This window comes from Cupriavidus oxalaticus (assembly GCF_038900635.1).
Lineage (GTDB): Bacteria > Pseudomonadota > Gammaproteobacteria > Burkholderiales > Burkholderiaceae > Cupriavidus > Cupriavidus oxalaticus_B.
On the sequence record NZ_JAYMRX010000003.1, the window covers coordinates 1 to 21445 of the forward strand.

General features: G+C 66.0%; 20 protein-coding genes. 7 read left to right on the forward strand and 13 right to left on the reverse strand.

Features of this window, described 5'->3' with window-relative positions; all coding sequences use genetic code 11:
- Nucleotides 1–731: 731 nt before the first annotated feature.
- The 4 genes from VSR71_RS06650 to VSR71_RS06665 form a co-directional block, all read right to left on the reverse strand.
- On the reverse strand, nt 732–1811 hold the full coding sequence (locus VSR71_RS06650) for a phosphotransferase (RefSeq protein WP_342913135.1): 1080 nt from the start codon (nt 1809–1811) through the stop codon (nt 732–734).
- Nucleotides 1812–1861: 50 nt separating this feature from the next.
- The gene (locus VSR71_RS06655) at nt 1862–2587 is read right to left on the reverse strand and encodes a histidine phosphatase family protein (RefSeq protein ID WP_342913136.1); all 726 of its coding nucleotides are present in this window, start codon (nt 2585–2587) and stop codon (nt 1862–1864) included.
- Nucleotides 2588–2668: 81 nt separating this feature from the next.
- Nucleotides 2669–3448 carry an oxepin-CoA hydrolase, alternative type gene (locus VSR71_RS06660; protein ID WP_342913137.1) on the reverse strand — a complete coding sequence of 260 codons (780 nt, stop codon included), beginning with the start codon at nt 3446–3448 and terminating at the stop codon, nt 2669–2671.
- A gap of 32 nt (nt 3449–3480) precedes the next feature.
- Nucleotides 3481–5004: a 3-hydroxyacyl-CoA dehydrogenase gene (locus VSR71_RS06665; RefSeq protein ID WP_342913138.1), complete on the reverse strand. Its 1524-nt coding sequence runs from the start codon at nt 5002–5004 to the stop codon at nt 3481–3483.
- A 187-nt stretch (nt 5005–5191) separates the two neighbouring features.
- Between VSR71_RS06665 and VSR71_RS06670 the strand changes: the two genes are divergently transcribed.
- Nucleotides 5192–5833, forward strand: coding sequence for a glutathione S-transferase (locus tag VSR71_RS06670; protein WP_342913139.1), 642 nt, complete (start codon nt 5192–5194; stop codon nt 5831–5833).
- A gap of 219 nt (nt 5834–6052) precedes the next feature.
- On the opposite strand, the gene VSR71_RS06675 is transcribed toward VSR71_RS06670, so the two are convergent.
- Both VSR71_RS06675 and VSR71_RS06680 read right to left on the reverse strand, forming a co-directional pair.
- Entirely contained in the window at nt 6053–7225 is a 1173-nt protein-coding gene (locus tag VSR71_RS06675; RefSeq protein WP_342913140.1) for a pyridoxal phosphate-dependent aminotransferase, read from the reverse strand.
- A gap of 71 nt (nt 7226–7296) precedes the next feature.
- Nucleotides 7297–7881: a PIN domain-containing protein gene (locus VSR71_RS06680; RefSeq protein WP_342913141.1), complete on the reverse strand. Its 585-nt coding sequence runs from the start codon at nt 7879–7881 to the stop codon at nt 7297–7299.
- Between the two features lie 49 nt (nt 7882–7930).
- On the opposite strand from VSR71_RS06680, the gene yaaA reads away from it, so the two are divergent.
- Together yaaA and VSR71_RS06690 are read left to right on the forward strand one after the other, a co-directional pair.
- The gene (gene yaaA, locus VSR71_RS06685) at nt 7931–8716 is read left to right on the forward strand and encodes a peroxide stress protein YaaA (protein WP_342913142.1); all 786 of its coding nucleotides are present in this window, start codon (nt 7931–7933) and stop codon (nt 8714–8716) included.
- Nucleotides 8717–8757: 41 nt separating this feature from the next.
- Entirely contained in the window at nt 8758–9900 is a 1143-nt protein-coding gene (locus VSR71_RS06690; protein WP_342913143.1) for a M14 family metallopeptidase, read from the forward strand.
- A gap of 81 nt (nt 9901–9981) precedes the next feature.
- Here the strand turns inward: VSR71_RS06690 and VSR71_RS06695 are convergent, their stop codons facing one another.
- From VSR71_RS06695 to VSR71_RS06705, 3 genes are all read right to left on the reverse strand, one after another.
- Nucleotides 9982–10752: a BspC domain-containing protein gene (locus VSR71_RS06695; RefSeq protein WP_428979359.1), complete on the reverse strand. Its 771-nt coding sequence runs from the start codon at nt 10750–10752 to the stop codon at nt 9982–9984.
- A 265-nt stretch (nt 10753–11017) separates the two neighbouring features.
- A complete protein-coding gene (locus VSR71_RS06700; RefSeq protein WP_342913144.1) occupies nt 11018–11905 on the reverse strand; it encodes an N-formylglutamate amidohydrolase in 888 nt (295 codons plus the stop codon).
- Nucleotides 11906–11921: 16 nt separating this feature from the next.
- Complete coding sequence (locus VSR71_RS06705) at nt 11922–12908, reverse strand: tripartite tricarboxylate transporter substrate binding protein BugE (RefSeq protein ID WP_342913145.1); 987 nt, start codon at nt 12906–12908, stop codon at nt 11922–11924.
- Nucleotides 12909–13033: 125 nt separating this feature from the next.
- On the opposite strand from VSR71_RS06705, the gene VSR71_RS06710 reads away from it, so the two are divergent.
- Nucleotides 13034–13942 (forward strand): LysR substrate-binding domain-containing protein, encoded by a 909-nt coding sequence (locus tag VSR71_RS06710; protein ID WP_342913146.1) that lies wholly within the window; start codon nt 13034–13036, stop codon nt 13940–13942.
- 86 nt (nt 13943–14028) lie between these two features.
- On the opposite strand, the gene VSR71_RS06715 is transcribed toward VSR71_RS06710, so the two are convergent.
- Genes VSR71_RS06715 through VSR71_RS06725 form a run of 3 tightly spaced genes read right to left on the reverse strand, consistent with a single transcriptional unit; the run spans nt 14029 to nt 16733 of the window.
- Entirely contained in the window at nt 14029–15204 is a 1176-nt protein-coding gene (locus VSR71_RS06715) for a VWA domain-containing protein (protein ID WP_342913147.1), read from the reverse strand.
- A 30-nt stretch (nt 15205–15234) separates the two neighbouring features.
- The gene (locus tag VSR71_RS06720) at nt 15235–15828 is read right to left on the reverse strand and encodes a GNAT family protein (protein ID WP_342913148.1); all 594 of its coding nucleotides are present in this window, start codon (nt 15826–15828) and stop codon (nt 15235–15237) included.
- 14 nt (nt 15829–15842) lie between these two features.
- Nucleotides 15843–16733 (reverse strand): MoxR family ATPase, encoded by an 891-nt coding sequence (locus tag VSR71_RS06725; RefSeq protein WP_342913149.1) that lies wholly within the window; start codon nt 16731–16733, stop codon nt 15843–15845.
- A 559-nt stretch (nt 16734–17292) separates the two neighbouring features.
- Between VSR71_RS06725 and VSR71_RS06730 the strand changes: the two genes are divergently transcribed.
- A complete protein-coding gene (locus VSR71_RS06730; protein WP_342913150.1) occupies nt 17293–17640 on the forward strand; it encodes a cytochrome c in 348 nt (115 codons plus the stop codon).
- A gap of 11 nt (nt 17641–17651) precedes the next feature.
- Nucleotides 17652–18050, forward strand: a complete 399-nt coding sequence (locus VSR71_RS06735) for a c-type cytochrome (protein ID WP_342913151.1) — start codon at nt 17652–17654, stop codon at nt 18048–18050.
- A 96-nt stretch (nt 18051–18146) separates the two neighbouring features.
- Here VSR71_RS06735 and VSR71_RS06740 read toward each other — a convergent pair whose 3' ends face one another.
- Entirely contained in the window at nt 18147–19160 is a 1014-nt protein-coding gene (locus VSR71_RS06740; RefSeq protein WP_428979364.1) for an FAD:protein FMN transferase, read from the reverse strand.
- A 313-nt stretch (nt 19161–19473) separates the two neighbouring features.
- Here VSR71_RS06740 and nosZ point away from each other — a divergent pair, with 313 nt between their 5' ends.
- Nucleotides 19474–21411, forward strand: a complete 1938-nt coding sequence (gene nosZ, locus VSR71_RS06745; protein ID WP_342913153.1) for a TAT-dependent nitrous-oxide reductase — start codon at nt 19474–19476, stop codon at nt 21409–21411.
- Nucleotides 21412–21445 lie beyond the last annotated feature (34 nt).

The following is a 21445-nucleotide window of genomic DNA, read 5'->3' on the forward strand; positions in this document are numbered from 1 at the left end:
ATGAACCAGTTTGCGATCCTCTATGAGGAACGCTTCACTCATCCACATCGTTGAGATAATGCTGGCTCAGCAGTCGAAAAGATGGTGAGCCTTTAACTGCCCTGCACACAAAAAAACTGACAGGCCCGCTTCGGGCTCGGCGTCGCGCGCTGGCGACATGGCTGGCGCATAGGAAAGCCTTGGCTCTGCTCCGGCAAATTGGCTGGCTTTACTTCGCGGGGGCTCCGGCCCTCACCCCCGGCCCCTCTCCCGCAAGCGGGAGAGGGGAGCAAACAAGCGGCAGGGAGCGGTTGCGGGCTCACCCGCGATAGCGCCAAGCGAGCGCAGCGACGCGTTCCATGCCAGGGCCCCCGACCTGAGATACTGCCGGCGCGCAGCGCAGCCGTAGGCGTTCCTGCGTTGCCGCCCGTAGCAGGGGCCACCCACAGCTCTGGGCTCGTTCAAGAACCGGGTCAATTCCAGCCACCGTGGCGCACCAGGGCGTCAGGCAGTCCTGTCCCGCAACGAAGCCTAGCCCCGTACGAAAGCCTCTGCCCACTACGATAAAAGTGGCCGCCCGCAGGGCCGTAAACGCGCTTTTTGGTGACTTTTTGTCGCTCGGACAAAAAGTTACCCGCCCAGGAGGGCGGAACCAGGCGGTTCAACAGCCGACAGCATGTCACCAACAGTGACCACAACGCTTCAAGCCCCCGACAGCATGTCCCCAACGGCCACCCAGTTCCAAAAATCACTCACTCACCCTTAGCCTTCCTCGCATACTCCCACCCCATCTCCGCCATCGGCCGCGCCCGCTTGCCCGCATCCGTAGCCTGCGCCGACGAAGCCGTCCCATCGACCACGCGCTTCATGATCCCCTGCAAAATCCCGGCAATACGGAACATGCTGAAGGCAAGATAGAAATTCCAGTCACCAGTGATCGCGCGCCCGGTACGCTGCTCGTACATGCGGCGATACGATGCCTCGTCAGGAATCCCCAGCCCCGCATAGTCCAGCCCCGCAATCCCACGGAACTGCCCCGGCGCGATATGCCAGCTCATGCAGTGGTAGCTGAAGTCCGCCATCGGATGCCCCAGCGTGGACAGTTCCCAGTCCAGCACCGCCAGCACACGCGGCTCGGTCGGATGGAACATCAGGTTGTCGAGCCGGTAGTCGCCATGCACGATCGAAGTCAGGTCGGCGTCTTCCTGCGGAATATGCTGCGGCAGCCAGTCCATCAGCGCATCCATGGCCGGGATCGACTCCGTCTCGGACAGCTTGTATTGCTTGGTCCAGCGCTCGATCTGGCGCTGGAAGTAGTTGCCTGGCTTGCCGTAGTCCCCCAGGCCGATGGCGTTGTAGTCGACGGTATGCAGCGCGGCGATGACGCGGTTCATCTCGTCATAGATGGCGCTGCGCTCGGCATTGTCCATGCCGGGCAGCGACTGGTCCCACAGCACGCGGCCAGCGACGAATTCCATGATGTAGAAGGCGCGGCCAATCACCGATTCGTCTTCGCACAGCGCGTACATGCGCGCCACCGGCACGTCGGTGCCGGCGAGGGCGGCCATCACGCGGTATTCGCGCTCGATGGCATGCGCCGACGGCAGCAGCTTGCTCTTGGGGCCGGGCTTGGCGCGCATGACATAGGTCTGGCCCGGCGTGACCAGCTTGAAGGTCGGGTTGGACTGGCCGCCCTTGAATTGCTCGACGGTCAGCGGGCCGGCAAAGCCCTCCACGTGCTGGCGCATCCAGGTTTCCAGCGCGCCGGTGTCGAAGCGCTGCTGGTCTGCCACCGGGCGTGTGCCCTCGAAGTGCGATACGTTGCTCGTCATGCTGTCTCCGTTGGTTTTCTGTTCGGGTTCGGTTGGATGGCTCGGGTGGCTCAGGCGGCCGGCTGGCGTCCGCGCAAATACTGGTGCAGCAGCACTTCCATGGTGGTGTGGCGCGAGCCGCTGTGGACGGGTGTGGGCGGCGAGTAGTTGGTCATGCGCACCACCCAGTCGAGCGGGCCGTCGCCCATGTCGAGCACATTGATGCAGCCCGCCGTCTGCAGCAGCGAGCCGAACAGCACGCGCCGCCCGCAGGTGATGGCCTGCGACAGGATGGCGCGGTTGGTGCCGCCGTGCAGCACCATCAGGACCGTGTCCCATTGCGGGTCGGCACGCAGGCGATCCAGCCCGGGCAGCACGCGGTCGAGAAAGGCGCCGATGGTCTCGCCGTTGAGAAAACGCTTGTCTTCGGGGACTTCGCCTTCGAAGGCGCCGACGAAGGCGTCGCGCAGGTCGGCGTCGGCGATCGCGGACAGGTCGCCGCCTCGGATCTCCTGGAATTCGGGCCAGACCTCGGGCACCACGCTGTCCATCCCGGGCAGTTCGGCCAGTACGCGTTCGGCGGTCTCCACGGTGCGCGGCAGGCCACTGACGATGACGCGATCGAAACGGATCTGCTCGGCGGCAAAGGCGCGCCCGGCGGCGGTGGCCTGCATGCGGCCGGTCTCGTTGAGCGGGACCATTTCCGGCAGGGCGGGGCGCCCGGCTTCGTCGAAATACGAGACGGCACCGTGCCGCATCAGGTAGATGCGGCGACGCGAGGACGGCGGCAATTCCATGCGTTGTCTCCTTGTGTTGTGCTGGCGTGCCCGTCTGCCGCGGGTTTGCCATGAAGACGGGCAGCGGCCCGTCCGGGTCTGTCAGCGGTACTGCGGTTTGCGCTTCTCAAGAAAAGCGCTGATGCCTTCGCCGCCATCAGGGTGATGCAGCGCGGCGACAAAGTTGTCGCGCTCGGCCAGCAGGTGTTCGTCGAGCGAAGCCGTGGCCGCAAAGTTGATCAGGCCCTTGATGCGGCCCACCGCATGCGGCGATTGCCTGGCCAGGCCCGCGGCCAGGCGCAGCGACTCGGCCAGCGCCTCGCCCGACGGCGTGACGCGATTGACGAGGCCAAACTGGGCCAGCCGCTCGCCGCTGATCGGCTTGCCTTCCATCATCAGCTCGCTGGCGAGCTGGCGCGGCAGCGCGCGCGCCAGTTCGTACGAGCCGCCGCCATCGGGCGTAAGCCCGACCGAGACGTAGGCCATCACGAACTTGGCATCGCTGGCCGCGACCACGAAGTCGCATGCCAGCACCAGCGACAGGCCCGCGCCCGCGGCCGCGCCTTCCACCGCCGCGATGATCGGCTTGGGAAAGGCGTGCAGCGAACGGATAAAGCCGTTCAGTACTTCGATGCTGGCGGCCTGCACTTCGGGCGGCTGGCTGCGATTGCCCAGCAGCCGGTTCAGGTTGCCGCCGGCGCAGAACATGCCGTCGGCGCCGGTGAAGATCACCGCGCGGATCGAATCGTCGGCGGCGGCCGCGTCCAGCGCCGCCCTGGAGCCTGCATAGATGTCCGGGTGCAGCGCGTTGCGCGCCTCGGGGTTCGAGATGGTCAGGACCAGCGTCGAATCGACGCGTTCGGAAAGCAGTTGTGCGGGCATGGGGGCGACTCTGAAAACGGCAGGAAACGGACTTACTGCTCTTCGGCCAGCAGCGACAGGCCAAGGCCGGCGCGGCGCCACAGCCACGGGCTCGGGCGGTAGCGCATGTCGCCGGTCAGTGCTTCCATATTGCGCAGCGTCTCGAGCACCAGTTGCGGGCCGACCGCGTCTCCCAGCGCCAGCGGGCCCTTCGGGTAGCCGAGGCCGAGGTTCACGGCAAGGTCGATGTCCCCCGGCGTGGCGATGCGCTGCTGCGCGATATCGCTGGCGATGTTGATGATGCAGCAGAGCACGCGCTGCGCGACAAAGCCGGCCGAGTCGCGGATCACCGTGACCGGCACCCCGTCGCTGGCAAAGAGGCCATGCGCGGCGTCACGCGCGGCGGCAGTGGTGGCCGGCGTGGTCATCAGCGTGCGGCGCCTGGTGGCCTCGAACGGCAGCAGCGTGTCGATGGCGACGGTGCGGGCCGGGTCCAGGCCCTGCTGCAGCGCGCTGGTGGTGGCGTCCAGGCCCAGCGGCGTGACGATGATCAGCGCATCGGCCGACGGCTGGTTGCCGCCTTCCGGGGTCACGCCCAGCGCGCCCAGCAGCTTGGTCACCATGGCGTGACCGCGCTCGCTGGCGTGGCTGACCCACACGCTCGACGGGCGCGCGGCCGGCACCACGGCGGCGGCCGGCACCTGCTTCTGGCCATCGGCGTAGCGGTAGAAGCCGGCGCCGGCTTTGCGGCCGATCAGGCCGCCGACCGCGCGGATCGCGGTGATCGGCGACGGACGATAGCGCGGCTCCTGGTAGAACTGGTTGTAGATCGACTCCATCACCGGATGCGACACGTCCAGCCCGGTCAGGTCCATCAGCTCGAAGGGGCCCATGCGGAAGCCGGCCTGCTCGCGCATGATGTTGTCGATATCGGCAAACTCGGCCACGCCTTCCTGCGCGACCTTCAGGCCTTCGATGTTCATGCCGCGGCCGGCATGGTTGACGATAAAGCCCGGCATGTCCTTGCAGCGCACCGGCGTATGGCCCATGCGGCGCGACAGCGCCATCAGCGCGTCGCCCACGGCGGGGTCGCCCGACAGGCCGTCGATGACCTCGACCACCTTCATCAGCGGCACCGGGTTGAAGAAGTGGTAGCCGGCGATGCGGCCCGGCTGCTTCGCCCCGACGGCGATCGCCGTGATCGACAGCGACGAGGTGTTCGAGGCGATGATGGCGTTCTCGCGCAAGATCGCTTCCAGCCTGGCGATCAGGTCGCGCTTGACTTCCAGCTTCTCGACAATGGCTTCCAGCACCATGTCGCAGCCGGCCAGGTCTTCCAGCGCGCCGCAGGGCTTGACGCGGGCCAGCGTGGCCTCGGCGTCGGCGGCGCTGATCTTGCCCTTGTCGGCGAGCTTGGCCAGTGTGTCCTGCAGGTACTGGCGGGCGGCGGCCACAGCTTGCGGGTTGGCGTCGTACAGGTTGACGGTCAGGCCAGCCTGGGCGGCGATCTGCGCGATGCCGCGGCCCATGGCGCCGGTGCCGACAACACCCAGCGTGTCGATGGTGAAAGTGCTCATCATTCGTCCCAAAAGTTGTGGTTAAATTAGCACGATCGTACGTTTTTTGCATCTTTCCGAACAGAGCGGAAAGGCAGGCGGCGTGCGCTGATCGGCCAGGCCGGACACGGCAGGCTCCGGATGGTCCACAATCCCCCTCAGGCCCGTGCTCGCGCGGGCGACCATTCCAATAACGGAGAGAGACGACATGCTGAAGCTCTGCGGTTTTGCCGCCAGCAACTACTACAACAAAGTGAAGCTGGCGCTGCTGGAAAAGAACGTGCCGTTCGAAGAGGTGCTCGCCTGGATCGGCGAGACCGACCCGGCCGCTTCGCCCGCGGGCAAGGTGCCCTACATGATCACCGAATCTGGCTCGCTGTGCGAGTCGGAAGTCATCGTCGAATACCTGGAAGCGGCCTTCCCGCAGACGCCGCTGCTGCCGAAGGATCCGCTGCAGGCCGGCAAGGTGCGTGAGATCGTCACCTTCATGGAGCTGTACCTGGAGCTGACGGCGCGCGAGCTGTATCCGGAAGCGTTCTTCGGCGGCAAGGTCAGCGACGGCGTCAAAGAGCGCCAGCACAAGCTGCTGACGCGCTATATCCCGGCATTTGCCAAACTGGCGAGGTTCTCGCCGTATATCGCAGGCGACAGCTTCACGCTGGCCGATTGCGCCGCGGCGGTGCACCTGCCGCTGGTGTCGTCGTGCACCAAGATCATCTATGGCACGGATATGCTGGCCGACCTGCCGGTCAAGGATTACCTGAAGACGCTGTCGCAGCGCGAGTCGGTGCAGAAGGTCAATGCGGACCGGAAGGCGAATACCGAGCTGATGATGAGCCGGAGCAAGTAGCAAGCGGTTCGACTTGCCGCTTGTGTGCTCCCTCTCCCGCTTGCGGGAGAGGGTTGGGGTGAGGGCCCGAGCATCAACGAAGTAAAGGTCGTCGGAATGCCACCGCCTGCCCTCTCCCCCGGCCCCTCTCCCGCAAGCGGGAGAGGGGAGCAAACCGCCGGCTTGTGATAGCCCTCGGATGCAAGATCGCCCGCGATTCGCGGGCGTTTCTGTTTTTTCTTAAAGCTTCCCCAACCTTTCCAGCGCCAGCGCCAGCGTCTCTTCCTTCTTCGCAAAACAGAACCGCACCACGCCCGACTCGCGCGGCTGCGTATAGAACGCCGACACCGGAATCGCCGCTACGCCGATCTCGCGCGTCAGCCACATGGCGAAGTCCGCCTCGCTCAGGTCGGAAATCGCCGAGTAATCGACGCACTGGAAGTAGGTGCCATCCGACGGCAGCAGCTTGAAGCGCGAACCGGCCAGCCCCGCGCGGAAGACATCGCGCTTGGCCTGGTAGAACGCAGACAGCTGCAGGTACGGCGCGGGATCGGACATGTAGTCGGCCAGCCCGTGCTGCACTGGCGTATTGACGGTGAACACGTTGAACTGGTGCACCTTGCGGAACTCGTTCATCAGCGCGGCCGGTGCGGCCACATAGCCGATCTTCCAGCCGGTCACGTGATAAGTCTTGCCAAAGCTCGAGATCACGAAGCTGCGCCGCGCCAGTTCGGGGTGGCGCGAGACCGATTCATGCCGCTGGCCGTCGTAGACCATGTGTTCGTAGACCTCGTCGGAGAGCAGCAGGATGTCGGTGCCGGCCAGGATCTGCGCCAACTTGTCCATGTCGCCCGCGCGCCAGATCGTGCCCGTGGGGTTGTGCGGCGTGTTGATGAGGATCATGCGCGTGCGCGGCGTGATCGCGGCGGCGAGCTTGTCGAACGGCACGCTGAACTCGGGTGCCTCCAGCGTGACCGGCACGGCGGTGGCGCCGGCCAGTTCGATCGCGGGCAGGTAGCTGTCGTAGCAGGGCTCGAGCACGATCACTTCGTCGCCCGGATGCACGGCGCACAGGATCGCGGTCAGGATCCCTTGCGTGGCGCCGGCGGTGACGGTGATCTCGGTATCCCAGCTGTACTGATGGCCGTACAGCGCGGCGATCTTGCCGGCAATGGCCTGGCGCAGGCGCGGCACGCCCGCCATCGGCGGGTACTGGTTATGGCCTGCGCGCATGGCACCGGCGACGGCATCGACGATCTTCGGGTCGCAATCGAAGTCCGGGAAACCCTGGCCCAGGTTGACCGCGTTCTTCTCGATGGCCAGGGCCGACATCACGGTAAAGATGGTGGTGCCGACGCCGGGCAGGCGCGAGGGCGGCGGGGTCAGGGGTGCGAGCGTGGTGTCAGCGGACATGTTGCGGGCGTATCGATGCGGTAAGAAGAGGGCGCGCGTGCCGGAGCGGCCTCGCGCGCGATCCGGCAATTCTAAAGCGGATCGGCCGCGGTGTCGGCGGTGGTGTCGGCCGTGGTGTCGGCCGTGGTGTCCACTGTGCTGTCGGCCCGGGCGGCCAGCCAGGCGCCAAAGCCCGGCGGCGTCAGCACCTCGACGCCGCTGGAGCGGCGCAGCCGGCTGCGCAGCTTGAGCACCGCCTTGTCCTTCGACACCAGGCACGCCGCGCCGGCAAAGTGGGCCAGTTCGACAAACTTCTGGTCGTCGGTGTCCTTGCAGCGGGGCAGCCTGATGGCGTCGGCCTCGTCCTGCGGCGGCGCAGGTTCGAGGCGGGTCAGGCGGTCGACGGTGGCCAGCGCGGCGTCGATATCGACCTCGAAGCGGGCAAATTGCGGATAAGCCAGCACCCGGCGCAGTTCTTCACGGCAGTCGGCGCGGATCACCGGGGCGATGGCGCCGGCTTCCAGCGCGCGCCGGATCGGCTCGACATGCGGGTCGCGAAACACCAGCAGGTCCACCCAGATGTTGGAGTCAAGCACCACGAAAGGTGCGTCCGCGGGCGCGGATGTGATGCCGGCGGGGCTGGCGGGATGGTCGGTTCCGGTGCTGTCGAGGCGCATTCGCTACAATCTTGGCTGGTTTGTCCTTGGCTACTGCCGCGATTTTGCCATGCTCATCGTTTTGTCTCCCGCCAAGTCCCTGGACTACGAGACACTCCCGCGCATCAAGACCCATACGCTGCCGCGTTTCATCGACCGTTCCGCCACGCTGATCGAGCGCCTGCGCAAGCTTGCGCCCCAGGACGTGGGCGCGCTGATGGACATCTCTGACAAGCTCGCCGTGCTCAACGTCACGCGCTATGCCGAGTGGTCGCCCGAGTTCACCACCGCCAACAGCAAGCAGGCGGTGCTGGCCTTCAACGGCGACGTCTACGACGGTCTCGATGCGAAGACGCTGACCGCCGAGGACCTCGGCTTCGCGCAGAAGCACCTGCGCATCCTGTCCGGCCTGTACGGCGTGCTGCGTCCGCTGGACCGGATGCAGCCTTACCGGCTGGAGATGGGCACGCGCCTCGACAACGCCGCCGGCAAGGACCTGTATGCGTTCTGGGGCGATGATGTCACGCAGATGATCAACGGCGACATGGCCGCGCTCAGGCAGGACGGCGCGCCGGTGCTGGTCAACCTGGCCTCGGAAGAGTATTTCAAGGTGGTGCGGCCCAAGGTGCTGCAGGCACGCATCGTCACGCCGGTGTTCGAGGACTGGAAGGGCGGGCGCTACAAGATCATCTCGTTCCATGCCAAGCGCGCGCGCGGCACGATGGCGCGCTACGCGGTCACGCACCGCATCACCGAGCCGGAAAAGCTCAAGCGCTTCGCCGAGGACGGCTATGCCTTCGATGCCGCCGCTTCCGACTCCGGCCGCTGGGTGTTCCGCCGCCGCCTGGAAGACTGAACCCCGGAAGACTGAACCCTAACGAAACGAGACCGCCAGCCATGCCTTCCGCCCTGCATATCTCCTCGCATTTCGACTCGGGTGCCATCGAGGTCGAGGCGCTCGACCGTGCCGACGATATCCGCCTGCGCATCCGTGCCGATTCGCACGCCGACTTCCGGCAGTGGTTCCACTTCCGCCTGCAGGGCGCGGCGGGGCAGGCGTGCCGGATGCACTTCCTCAACGCCGGCGACTGCACTTACCCGGACGGCTGGCGAGACTACCGCGCGGTGGCATCGTATGACCGCGCGAACTGGTTCCGCGTGCCGACCCGCTTCGACGGCAAGGTGATGACGGTGGAGTTCACGCCCGAACACGACAGCGTCTGGTTCGCGTATTTCGAACCGTATCCCGATGAGCGACACCTGTCGTTGCTGGCGAGCTGCCAGCGCTCGCCGCTGGCGCAACTGTCGCATCTGGGCAGCACGGTCGACGGGCGCGACATGACCCGCGTCACGCTGGGCCAGCCCGGCCCCGGGAAGAAGACCATCTGGATGATTGCGCGCCAGCATCCGGGCGAGAGCATGGCCGAATGGTTTGTCGAGGGCGTGCTGCAGCGGCTGACCGGCACCGGCGCCTGGGCCGGCGATCCGGTCGCGCGCAAGCTGCTCGAGCGCGCCGTGTTCCATATCGTGCCGAACATGAACCCGGACGGCTCGGCGCGCGGCAACCTGCGCACCAACGCCGCCGGCGCCAACCTGAACCGCGAATGGATGTCGCCCAGCGCGGATACCAGTCCGGAGGTCTACCATGTGCGCCGTGCCATCGAGGCCACGGGTTGCGACATGTTCTTCGATATCCACGGCGACGAGGGCCTGCCGTACAACTTCGTTGCCGGCAGCGAGATGCTGCCCGGCTTTACCGAAGCGCGCCGGCGCGAGCAGCAGCGCTTCATCGAAGCCTTCAAGCGCGCATCGCCGGACTTCCAGAACGTGCACGGCTACGCCGCCAGCAAGTACAACGCCGACGCGCTCAAGCTCGCGTCCAAGTACATCGGCCATACCTTCGGCTGCCTGGCGCTGACCCTGGAAATGCCGTTCAAGGACAATGCCGATCTGCCTGATCCGGCGGTGGGCTGGAACGGCGCGCGCAGCGCGCTGCTGGGCACGGCGATGCTGCAGGCGACCCTGGATTACCTGGGCTGAGGCTGGGACTGGGGTTGGTTTGCTCCCCTCTCCCGTTTGCGGGAGAGGGGAGGCAACAAGCGTGCACGAGCGCCCGCGTGCTTACTGCTTCGTCTTCGCCTTGCTACTGGTCTTCGCCGACCCCGAAGCCGACTTCGACGAAGCCGACTTCGTCGCCGAAGACTTGCTCGATTTCGACGACGCCGTGCTCTTGCCCTTACCCTTGCGGCTCTTGCCGGCCGACGTGGCCTGGCTCGACATGGGCACCGCCGGTGCGGCCGCGGGTTCGCTGATGGTGGCGCCGCTGGGGTCCTGCAGTTCGTACGCCAGCATCATGCCGTCGTCGTAGCCGCAGCGCACGCGCACGGGCTGCCAGTCGTCGCCGCGGCGCTTGTGCGCGGTGGCGTTGAACGTCACCACGGTGCTGACCGGCACGGCCTGCTTGCCGGGCGAGAAGCGTCCGCTCCAGGGCTCGGTCGTGGCCTGCCCGGCGCCGAGCGCGCCGGTGGGGATCTTCAGGGCATCGTAGGTGGCCGAGCGCGGCACCACCCAGCTGGCGTGCGCGGCGCAGTCGGCAACGTCGCTGCTGGCGTTCTCGGTCTTCATCAGCTGCTCGCGCATGCGTGCGCGGTACTCGGAGAGGCTGACACGGCCGCGATCGGGGAGGGTGACGGTCTTGGTGGGCGGCGTGGAGGAAGCGGCAGGGGCGGGGGCGGGCCGGGCGGGAGCGGCCGTCGGGGCGGCGGCAGGGGCCTGGGCGGCGGCCTCGTCGGCCGGCATGTTGGCGCAGCCCGCCAGCCCGATCGCACCGGCCACCGCGGCAGCGACCATGCGGAGCCGGCTGCCGAGGAGTTCGGAAATTCGTCGGATCACAGTGTTTGCGGTGTTTGCGTTCAGGGATTGGCTTGCCGGCGCGGGGCCGGCAGGCCGGATAGCTTCGCAAAGGAATGCCATGATAGAGGAAACCTATCCGGCAAAGTTCCTAAATCTTGTTACCTATTCTTCTAACGCAATGACGACGCGCAGGAAGGGGCCTGCTTTCTAGCAGATATTTCCCACGCTGCACAACTGCGGGGAACCCGCACGACCGTGCCGCGGTGATCCTGCGCGGCCCGGCCGTGGTGCGCCGGCAAACGCCTCAGGCCACGCGCGAGGGCATCGCGCGCGTAAAGCGCAGCAGATCGTCCAGCAGTGCGTTCAGGTTATGACGCAGCTTGGCGAAGCCGGCGGTGTGGGTCAGGGCCACCTCGTCCATGTACAGCTTGCGGTTGACTTCGAGCTGCAGGCTGTGGCGACCGGCCTGCGGCTGGCCGACCACGCGCACGATTTCCACGCCCTTGTACGGGTGGTTGCGCCAGACCTCGTAGCCCATGTCCTTGAGCACGCCTTCGATGCGGTCGGTAAAGCGCTTGTCGCAGGTGGTGCCGTCGCGGTCGCCGACGACAAAGTCGGGATGCTCCAGGCCGGGGAACTCGGTCGCGTATGGCGCGGCGTGGCTCGGCATCGAATGGCAGTTGATGTGCCAGGCGCTGCCGTGGCTGGTGACGGCGTGGTCGGCCAGTTTCTGCAGTTGCGCGTAGTAGGGCAGGTAGCAGCGGTTGATGCGCAACTGCACTTCTTCCACGCCGAGCTTGCGGTCGTAGATCGCTTCGCCGCTGTCGAGCACGCGCCAGACCAGGCCCTTGCCAAGCCGGGTCTTGGAGGTTTCCTGCTTCGCGCCGGGCCAGGGGGCGTCGAGCAGGGCTTCGTCGATTTCCTCCAGCGCGCGGTTGGCGTCGAGGTAGCTGCGCGGGAAGCCCGCGCACAAGAGCGGGATGCCGCGAGCCGGCGCGCCGGCGTAGAGTTCATCGACGAAGGTGTCCTCGGCCTGCCGCAGCAGCGGCAGCGGCAGGGCGGGATCGGGGCGGAAGTCCGTCGGGTAGGTGGTCGCGCTGTGCGGCGAATCCAGGAACAGCGGCGCGGGCTCGCCCTCCGGCTGGTACAGGAAGTACGGACTATCCGCGGTGGTTCGGTCGGTATCTTTCATGGTGCTGCGCCAGGGGTCAGTCGAGCGAGATCTTGGCGGCCGCGGCCACGCGCTTGTTCTTGGCCACTTCGCTCTTGATCTGCGCGGCGAAGTGCGCCGGGGTGTCGCCCACCGGGGTCGCGCCCAGTTTTTCCAGCTTGGCCTTGACGTCCGGCGTCGCCAGCACCTTGAGGGCGGCGGCATGCAGCTTGTTCTGGATGTCTGCCGGCAGGTTGGCCGGTGCGATCAGGCCGAACCAGGCGGCGTCGTTGACCTCGCCCAGGCCCAGCTCGGCGAAGGTCGGCACGTTCGGCAGCGCCGCCACGCGCTTGGGCGCGGCCACGGCCAGCGCGCGCAGCTTGCCGCCTTCGATGAACGGCAGCGACGACGGCAGGTTATCGAACAGCACCTGCACCTGGCCGGCCAGCGCGTCGTTCAGCGCCGGGCCCACGCCCTTGTACGGCACGTGCAGCAGTTCGGTCTTGCTGCTCATCTTGAACAGTTCCCCCATCATGTGCGAGACGCTGCCGTTGCCGGCGGAGCCATAGGCCAGCTTGTTCGGCTGCGCTTGCGCCAGCGCGATGAAAGACTTCATGTCGGTGGCCTTGACCGCCGGGTTGATGCTCATCACGTTCGGCACCGAGGCCAGGTTGGTGATGGTGGTGAAGTCCTTGGTTGCATCGTAGGACAGGCGCGGGTAGACCGCAGGGTTGATGCCGTGGGTCGAGGCCGTGGCAATGCCCAGCGTGTAGCCATCCGGCGCCGCCTTCGACAGGAAGGTAGTGCCGATGCTGCCGCCCGCGCCGCCGCGGTTGTCGACCACCACAGCCTGGCCCAGTTGCTGGCCGAGCTTGTCGGCAACGATGCGCGCGACGATGTCGGTGGTGCCGCCGGCGGGGAAGGGCACCACCAGCGTGATCGGCTTGGACGGGTAGCCGGACTGGGCGGCGGCGCTGAACGACAGGCCGGTGGCGAGGGCGGCCGAAGCGGCGGCCAGGACGCGGAGGAGGTGGCGACGTTGCATGAGGGTTCTTGTAGGGAAAAGGAGAGACAGAGGTGGTTTACTGATTCTGCGCGTTCGAGCACGGCCCTCGCAAACGAAATAAAATCCCTAGCTCATTCCATTTGGTCGTGAAGTAGAGGTGAATTATGCGACGCATGTGTCCGTCGCTTACCGAGTTGCAGGCCTTCGAGGCTGCGGCCCGGCACAACAGTTTCACTGTGGCCGCACGCGAACTGCATGTCACGCAAGGCGCGGTCAGCAAGCAGGTACGCAGCCTGGAGGCCTACCTCGGCGTCGAACTGTTCGAACGCGTGCGCCAGCGATTGGTGCTGACCACGGCGGGAGAGCGCTACCTGGAGCGTATCGGCCCGAGCCTCAACGAACTGGAGGCGGCCACCGTCGAGCTGATGGCGCGCCAGGGGCGTGGCGGCGTGCTGCATATCGCCAGCATGCCGACGCTGGGCGCCAAGTGGCTGATCCCGCGCCTGCCGCAGTTCTTCGCCCGGCATCCGGAGGTGACGCTGGAATTCGTGCCGCATGCGCAGGGCTACGATTTCTCCGAGCCGGATCTCGATGCGGCGATCCGCTTCGGCGACGGCGTCTGGCCCGGCAGCCTGGCTGACTACATGACCGGACGCGAAGTGCTGCCGGTCTGCCGCCCGGGCTTGCTGGCCGATGAGCCTGACGGCGTCGCGCGCACGCCGGATGCGCTGCTGCGCTACCCGCTGCTGCACCACACTACGGTGCCCGAGGCGTGGCCCGACTGGTTCGCCACGCTCGGCGTGGCTACCCGCCAGGCGTGGAGCGGCGCGCGCTTCGACCAGTTCTCGCTGCTGACACAGGCAGCGCTGTCGGGGCTGGGCATTGCGCTGATCCCGCGCTGCCTGATCGAACAGGAACTCGATGCCGGTGCGCTGGTGGTCGCGCATCCGGCGCAGGTGCTGGCCAAGAAGGGCTATTACCTGTGCTATCCGGAGCAGAAGCAGCATTTGCCCGCGCTGCGTACTTTCCGTGCCTGGGTTATGGAAGGCGCGGACCTGGCGCGGCCCGGCTGAGGTCGCCGGAGGTCACTGAAATGCCCAGGTTGCGGGCGGTTTGCTCCCTCTCCCGCAAGCGGGAGAGGGAGCAAACCAGGCAGTTCTTATTTCGACAGCACCTTCATCGCCTGTTCCAGCCCCGCCAGCGTGACCGGAAACATGCGTCCCTTCATCAGCTGGTTGATCACGGTGATCGACTGGCGGTACTGCCACAGGCCTTCCGGCTCGGGGTTGAGCCAGACGAAATGCGGGAACTGTTCGGTCATGCGGTTCAGCCACACCGCGCCGGCCTCGGCGTTGTTGTACTCGACCGAGCCGCCGGGCTGCAGGATCTCGTACGGGCTCATGGTCGCATCGCCGACGAAGATGATCTTGTAGTCGGACGTGTACTTGTGCAGCAGGTCCCACGTCGCCAGCTTCTCGGCGTGGCGGCGGCGGTTGTTCTTCCACACGTAGTCGTACAGGCAGTTGTGGAAGTAGTAGTACTCCAGGTGCTTGAACTCGGTCTTGGTGGCCGAGAACAGTTCTTCCACGCGCTTGATGTGGTCGTCCATCGAGCCGCCCACGTCCATCAGCATCAGCACCTTGACCTTGTTGTGGCGCTCGGGCCGCAGCTTGATGTCGAGCAGGCCGGCATTGGCCGCGGTCGAGTGGATGGTGTCGTCGAGGTCCAGCTCGGTATCGGCTCCGTCGCGCGCGAAACGGCGCAGCCGGCGCAGCGCCACCTTGATGTTGCGCGTGCCAAGCTCGACCTGGTCGTCGTAGTCCTTGTAGGTACGCGCTTCCCACACCTTGATCGCGGTGCGGTTGCCCTTGCTGGGGCCGCCGATGCGGATGCCTTCCGGGTTGTAGCCGCCGTGCCCGAACGGCGAGGTGCCGCCGGTGCCGATCCACTTGCTGCCGCCCTCGTGCTTTTCCTTCTGTTCCTCGAGCAGTTGCTTGAGGCGCTCCATCAGCTTGTCGAGGCCGCCCATGGCCTCGATCCTGGCCTTTTCCTCGGCCGACAGCTCGCGCTCCAGCGTCTTCTGCAGCCAGTCGAGCGGGATGTCGGACTTCCAGTCGACCAGGCTTTCCACGCCCTTGAAGTAGGCGGCGAAGGCCTGGTCGAACTTGTCGAAGTGCTTCTCGTCCTTGACCAGCGTCATGCGCGACAGATAGTAGAACTCGTCGATCGAGGGCGTGATGACCTGCGCCTTGAGCGCTTCCAGCATGGTCAGGTATTCCTTGACCGAGACCGGCAGCTTGGCGTGGCGCAGCGAGAAGAAGAAGTCGATCAGCATGATGCCTTGCTCTGGTGATAGGCGGCCGCTTCAGTGCGGACGGTCAAGCTGGAATTGCAGGTGTTGACGCACCGTCGGCCATTCGCTGGCGATGATCGAAAACACCACGGTATCGCGCAACGAGCCGTCTGGCATGCGCTGGTGGTTGCGCAGCACGCCGTCCTGCTTGGCGCCCAGCCGCGCGATCGCGGCGCGGCTCTGCTGGTTCATCCAGTGCGTGCGGAATTCCACGGCGATGCAGTCGAGCTGGTCGAAGGCATGGCCGAGCAGCATCAGCTTGCACTCGGTGTTCAGCGGCGTGCGCTGGACCCGGCGCGCATACCAGGTGGAGCCGATCTCCACGCGCCGGTTGGCCGCGTCGATATTCATGTAGGTGGTCATGCCCGCCAGCTCGCCCGCAGCGTCGCGCACCGCGAACGGCAGCATCGAGCCCTGTTCCTGCAGGCCCAGGCGCCGCGCGATTTCGGCTTCCATGCGCTCGGGCGCTGGCACGCTGGTGTACCAGAGCTTGTACAGCTCGCCGTCGGCGCAGGCGGCGCGCAGGCCGTCGGCATGCTCGGGGCGCAGCGGCTCCAGCGTGGCGTGCTTGCCGGCCAGGGTCACGGGTTTGGCAAAAGCGGTCATGACGGGCAGCTCGCTCAGCGGTTGGCGCGGTTCATGAACACCAGGCGCTCGAACAGGTGCACGTCCTGCTCGTTCTTCAGCAGCGCGCCGTGCAGCGGCGGGATCGCGGCCTTCTTGTCCGGGCTCTTCAGCGCCTCGGGCGGGATGTCCTCGGACATCAGCAGCTTGAGCCAGTCGATCAGCTCGGACGTGGATGGCTTTTTCTTCAGGCCCGGCAGGTTGCGCATCTCGTAGAACGATTCCAGCGCGGCGGCGACCAGCTCGCGCTTGATGCCGGGGTAGTGCACGTCGACGATCTGCTGCATGGTGTCGGCGTCCGGGAACTTGATGTAGTGGAAGAAGCAGCGGCGCAGGAAGGCGTCGGGCAGTTCCTTCTCGTTGTTCGAGGTGATGATCACCAGCGGACGGTGCTTCGCCTTGACCAGTTCGCGCGTCTCGTAGACGTAGAACTCCATGCGGTCGAGCTCGCGCAACAGGTCGTTGGGGAATTCGATGTCGGCCTTGTCGATCTCGTCGATCAGCAGCACCACTTGCTCGTCGGCCTCGAAGGCCTGCCACAGCACGCCCTTGACGATGTAGTTGCGGATGTCATGCACGCGATCGTCGCCGAGCTGCGAGTCACGCAGGCGCGAGACCGCGTCGTATTCGTACAGGCCCTGCTGCGCCTTGGTGGTCGACTTGATATGCCACTGCAGCAGCGGCATGCCCAGCGCGGCGGCGACTTCCTCGGCCAGCATGGTCTTGCCGGTGCCAGGCTCGCCCTTGATCAGCAGCGGGCGCTGCAGCGTGCGCGCGGCGTTGACGGCCAGCTTGAGGTCGTCGGTGGCGACATACTGGTCACTGCCCTCGAAACGGGCCTGCTGGACGGAAGAAGCTTGGGCGGAAGCGTTGGCGGTGTTTGACATGAGGCAACCTGGAGGTGACGGCCCTGTCTTGGTCGGTTCGGGCCGGGTTGGCGTGTTTGGCGCAGTCTCTTCGCGCTGTCGCGCGCGCTTTCATTATGGGTGGTACGGTTCGTCCGGGCCTCGCATCGAGCGTCTGCGAACGGTCGTGCGCTTTCCCCGGAGTGGGCCAGTATAAAAGACCTTTGCGGTTCGTGTTGGGCGGGCCTGACACACGGCCCGCAACTACGGGCGGTTGCCGGACGGCCAGTGGACTGTCAGGTGTCGCCTGCTGTACAATGCGCCGGTTTGACGCGCCCCCACGTCCAGTTCTCCAGTATCCGGCAGTCCGCGCTCAGAAGTCCCAGCGGCCCGCCCGGGTCGCGGCGATTGCGCGAGGTGGTTCCAGAATGTGTTCCACATCACGGCAATGATCCCGGATGCCGAATGTCTGGGCGGGTCTGGCTGGTTGCACCTCTTGCAACCCCATTGACAAGCCAGGCATTCCCCAGAAGCATTCTGAAACCGTCTCCGCCCGGCAGGGCAGGTCACGCACGGTTTAATTTCCAATCCGCAAAAGACAATGAAAAAGCTCCTCACGATGGTGGTGCTGGGCGCGGCTGCAATGGCCACGCAGGCACAGGAAGTCAAGGGCAATGGAGACGCTGCCAAGGACAAGGTTGCAATGTGCATCGGATGTCACGGCATTCCGGGCTACCGTGCGTCGTTCCCCGAGATCTATGAAGTGCCGCTGCTGGGCGGCCAGAGCGCCAAGTACATCGAAAATGCGCTGAAGGCGTACCAGAAGGGCGAGCGCAAGCACCCGACCATGCGCAGCATCGCCGCCACGCTGACCGAGCAGGACATCGCCGACGTGGCGGCCTACTACTCGCAGCAGAAGCCGGATACCCAGAACAACGCCCTGAAGTAAGAGACCCACTCATGAATACGCTCAAGACGCTTTCGATCGCGCTCGGCGCACTCGTGCTGGGTGCTGCCGCCATGCCGGCTTCGGCCGCCGACCTCGCCAACGGCAAGGCGCTGGTGGAAAAAGGTGCCTGCGTGGCCTGCCACGGCGCGGGCATGAACAAGCCGATCTCCCCCGACTATCCCAAGCTGGCCGGCCAGCATGCCGACTACCTGTACCACGCAATGGCGTCGTACCAAGTGTCGGGCAACGCGCTGGTGGGCCGCTCCAATGCGATCATGGCCGGCCAGGTCAACGCCAATCCGGCCGTGACCGGCAAGGACGGCAAGCCGCGTCCGTTCACGCGCAAGGAACTGAAGGATATGGCTGCGTATATCGAGTCGCTGCCGGGCGACCTGGTGCTGAAGAAGTAAGTCGTAGCGCGGCGATTGCCGCGCCTTGGCAGAGGAAAAGAGAAAAGGCCGCCTTGGTACAGGCGGCTTTTTCTTTGGGCGGCCCGCCAGCGCGCACTACGCCGCCACACCTGCCAGCCGGCCCCGCATCCCTGCCGTGAACCAGGGCTCGCCGTCGCCCACGACCAGTGCGTCGACGCCGGCTGCACTGTGCAGCCGGCCGGCCGCGGCGGACGGGGCGGCCACCATCAACGCGGCGCCAAGCCCGTTGACCGCCGCGGCCTCCGAAGCCACCAGCGTCACGCCATGCGGACCCGCCGCCGGCATGCCGGTGGCGGGGTCGAGCAGGTGGTGGTAGCGCCTGCCGTTGGCGTCGAAGCAGCGCTCATAGTCGCCCGATGACGCGACCACGGCGTCGGATACCGCCAGCACGCCCAGCAGCCGTGCCGGTGCGCGCGGGTCGCGCACGCCCACGCGCCAGTCGCGCCCTTGCAGCTGGCCGCTCGCCAGCACATCGCCGCCGCCATTGATCATGGCATGACGCAATCCATGCCTGCGCAGTGCCTGCATGCCCGCCTGCAGGATCGGCAGCTTGGCGATGCCGCCCAGGTCCACGCGCATGCCCGGGCGCAGCAGCATCGCTTCGCCGCGGCGTTCATCGAGCATGACTTGCCTGTAGTCCACCAGCGTCCGTTCGCGTGCCAGCTCGGCGGGAGCCGGCACGCGTGCGTTGCCTTCACCGAAGTGCCAGCCGGCGAAGGCGCCGACGGTGATGTCAAACGCGCCACCGGTGCGCGCCGACAGTGCCGCCGCCGCTCGCAGCACTGCCATCAGTTCCGGTGCGACCGGCACCGGCTGCCGCCCCGCCGCGCGCTGCAGCGCGCTGACCTGGCTCTCGGGCCGGTAGCGCGACATCAACCGCTCCAGGCTCGCCATCTCCGCAAAGGCGGCGTCGATGCCGGACCTTGCGCGCAGGTAAGAACTGTCCTGCACCACGATATCGACTTGCGTGCCCAGCAGGCGCCGCGATGCGCGCGTGACCGTGGCATCGGCCAACGCGGGCCTGACGAACATGGCGGTGGCGAGCATCGGCATGCTGGCCGCTGCGGCGCGCAGCACGTTGCGCCGCATGGCGTCGATGCAATAGGAGGAAGACAGCGTTGCCGGCAGGGTCTTGGCGCGCATGACAGGACGGGCGGCGCTTGCCGCATTGATCGTTGACGTTGTGGTGCCACCATTCTCCCGGCAGTCTTCGAAAAAAACATGCATCAAAAATGAATATTCAAGAAATCCATGACGACCGTCAACCTCGTTCGCGCCAACTGCTTCGACTATTTATAGCCGGCACCAACAGGCCACCAACTGGCCACCAGCAGGCCATCAACACAACGAAGAAAGCGGGCGGAGCCCTCCGCCCCTGGCAATGACGGTTCGAGGATCGAAGATGACGAGGCATTCCCAAGACCCACTGGCACACACCGATGCACCAGCGGCACCGGGGCGAAGGCGTTTTATCAACACCGCGGCGCTGGCCGGGCTGGCCGGCGTGGCCGCGTGCACGGACAAGGGCGGCGGGCCTGCCGCGGCCACTGCGGCAAGCGGTGCCCAGGCAGGGCATGGCAGTGCGCATGCCGGTGCGTCGGTGCACCTGAAGCCGGGCGAGCTCGATACCTACTACGGCCTGTGGAGCGGCGGCCATGCGGGCGACGTGCGCGTGCTGGGCCTGCCCTCGGGGCGCGAGCTGCATCGCATTCCGTGCTTCGTGCCCGATGCGCTGACCGGCTGGGGCATCACCAATGAATCGAAGCGCGTGATGGGCACGCGCCCCGACGGCAACGTGCTGTACACCGTCGGCGACACGCACCACGTGCATGCCTCCTACAAGGACGGCAACTACGATGGCCGCTACGCGTGGATCAACGACAAGATCAACGCGCGGCTGGCGCGTATCCGGCTCGACTATTTCGTCTGCGACAAGATCACCGACCTGCCCAACGTGCAGGGCTTCCATGGCATCTTCCCTGACAAGCGCGATCCGGTCGATGCGAACATCAACTACACGACGCGCGTGTTCTGCGGCGCGGAGTTCGCCTTGCCGCTGCCCAATACGCCGACCGAGGACGCCGGCAAGTACCGCTCGCTGTTCACCTGTGTCGATGCCGAGACCATGGCGGTGCGCTGGCAGGTGCTGATCGACGGCAACTGCGACCTGGTCGCGACCTCGTACGACGGCAAGCTGGCCGCGACCAACCAGTACAACGTCGAGATGGGCGCGCGCTATGAAGAGATGATGTCGGCCGAGCGCGATGCCTGCCTGTTCTTCAACATTGCCCGCATCGAGGCCGCGATCAAGGACGGAAAGTTCAAGACCATCGGCGACTCTAAGGTGCCGGTGGTCGACGGCACGCATGCGGCCAACGCCGACCCGAAGACCGCGCTGATTACCTACGTCTCGGTGCCGAAGAATCCGCACGGCGTCAATGCCAGCCCGGACCAGAAGTACTTCATCTGCGCCGGCAAGTTGTCGCCGACCGGCACCGTGATCGAACTGGCCAAGGTGCTGGACTGGTTCGACGGCAAGCTGGAGACGCCCGACGACGCCATCGTCGCCGAGGTCGAGCTGGGCCTCGGGCCGCTGCATACGGCCTTCGACGGGCGCGGCAATGCCTATACCACGCTGTTCCTCGACAGCCAGATCGTCAAATGGAACATCGATGCGGCGATCCGCTTCCACAAGGGCGACAAGAACGCCAAGTACGTGGTCGACCGGCTCGACGTGCAGTACCAGCCCGGCCACCTCAACGCCTCGCAGTCCGAGACGATCGCCGCCGACGGCAAGTTCCTGGCCGTAGGCTGCAAGTTTTCCAAGGATCGTTTCCTGCCGGTCGGGCCGCTGCATGCCGAGAACGAGCAGCTGATCGATATCTCGGGCGACAAGATGGTGCTGCTGGCGGACCACCCGGTGCACAGCGAACCGCACGATTTCATCATCTTCCGTCGCGAGCTGCTGCGGCCGAAGCAGGTCTATGCGCTGGATGATTTCCCGCTGGCGGTGAAGGATCCGCAGCAGTCGGGCGTGTTCCGCAACGGCAGGAAGGTGACGGTGAAGATCACATCGCAGGCGCCGGTGTTCTCGCTGCGCGAGATCAAGCTGAAGAAGGGCGACGAGGTCACGTTGATCCTGACCAACCTGGACAAGATCGAGGACCTGACACACGGGTTTGCCATCCCCAAGTACAACATCAACTTCATCGTCAATCCGCTCGAGACCGCGTCGGTGACCTTTGTCGCCGACAAGCCGGGCGTGTTCTGGTGCTACTGCACCCATTTCTGCCACGCGCTGCATCTTGAAATGCGCAGCCGCATGATCGTCGAGGCCTGAGACGGCATGCGTGGGCGACCTGGCGTGGTGCGCG

Coding starts and splice junctions, on each gene's coding strand:
- VSR71_RS06650 (WP_342913135.1), bottom strand. CDS start 1,811: ATGACGAGCAACGTATCGCACTTCGAGGGCACACGCCCGGTGGCAGAC.
- VSR71_RS06655 (WP_342913136.1), bottom strand. CDS start 2,587: ATGGAATTGCCGCCGTCCTCGCGTCGCCGCATCTACCTGATGCGGCAC.
- VSR71_RS06660 (WP_342913137.1), bottom strand. CDS start 3,448: ATGCCCGCACAACTGCTTTCCGAACGCGTCGATTCGACGCTGGTCCTG.
- VSR71_RS06665 (WP_342913138.1), bottom strand. CDS start 5,004: ATGAGCACTTTCACCATCGACACGCTGGGTGTTGTCGGCACCGGCGCC.
- VSR71_RS06670 (WP_342913139.1), top strand. CDS start 5,192: ATGCTGAAGCTCTGCGGTTTTGCCGCCAGCAACTACTACAACAAAGTG.
- VSR71_RS06675 (WP_342913140.1), bottom strand. CDS start 7,225: ATGTCCGCTGACACCACGCTCGCACCCCTGACCCCGCCGCCCTCGCGC.
- VSR71_RS06680 (WP_342913141.1), bottom strand. CDS start 7,881: ATGCGCCTCGACAGCACCGGAACCGACCATCCCGCCAGCCCCGCCGGC.
- yaaA (WP_342913142.1), top strand. CDS start 7,931: ATGCTCATCGTTTTGTCTCCCGCCAAGTCCCTGGACTACGAGACACTC.
- VSR71_RS06690 (WP_342913143.1), top strand. CDS start 8,758: ATGCCTTCCGCCCTGCATATCTCCTCGCATTTCGACTCGGGTGCCATC.
- VSR71_RS06700 (WP_342913144.1), bottom strand. CDS start 11,905: ATGAAAGATACCGACCGAACCACCGCGGATAGTCCGTACTTCCTGTAC.
- VSR71_RS06705 (WP_342913145.1), bottom strand. CDS start 12,908: ATGCAACGTCGCCACCTCCTCCGCGTCCTGGCCGCCGCTTCGGCCGCC.
- VSR71_RS06710 (WP_342913146.1), top strand. CDS start 13,034: ATGCGACGCATGTGTCCGTCGCTTACCGAGTTGCAGGCCTTCGAGGCT.
- VSR71_RS06715 (WP_342913147.1), bottom strand. CDS start 15,204: ATGCTGATCGACTTCTTCTTCTCGCTGCGCCACGCCAAGCTGCCGGTC.
- VSR71_RS06720 (WP_342913148.1), bottom strand. CDS start 15,828: ATGACCGCTTTTGCCAAACCCGTGACCCTGGCCGGCAAGCACGCCACG.
- VSR71_RS06725 (WP_342913149.1), bottom strand. CDS start 16,733: ATGTCAAACACCGCCAACGCTTCCGCCCAAGCTTCTTCCGTCCAGCAG.
- VSR71_RS06730 (WP_342913150.1), top strand. CDS start 17,293: ATGAAAAAGCTCCTCACGATGGTGGTGCTGGGCGCGGCTGCAATGGCC.
- VSR71_RS06735 (WP_342913151.1), top strand. CDS start 17,652: ATGAATACGCTCAAGACGCTTTCGATCGCGCTCGGCGCACTCGTGCTG.
- VSR71_RS06740 (WP_428979364.1), bottom strand. CDS start 19,160: ATGCGGCGCAACGTGCTGCGCGCCGCAGCGGCCAGCATGCCGATGCTC.
- nosZ (WP_342913153.1), top strand. CDS start 19,474: ATGACGAGGCATTCCCAAGACCCACTGGCACACACCGATGCACCAGCG.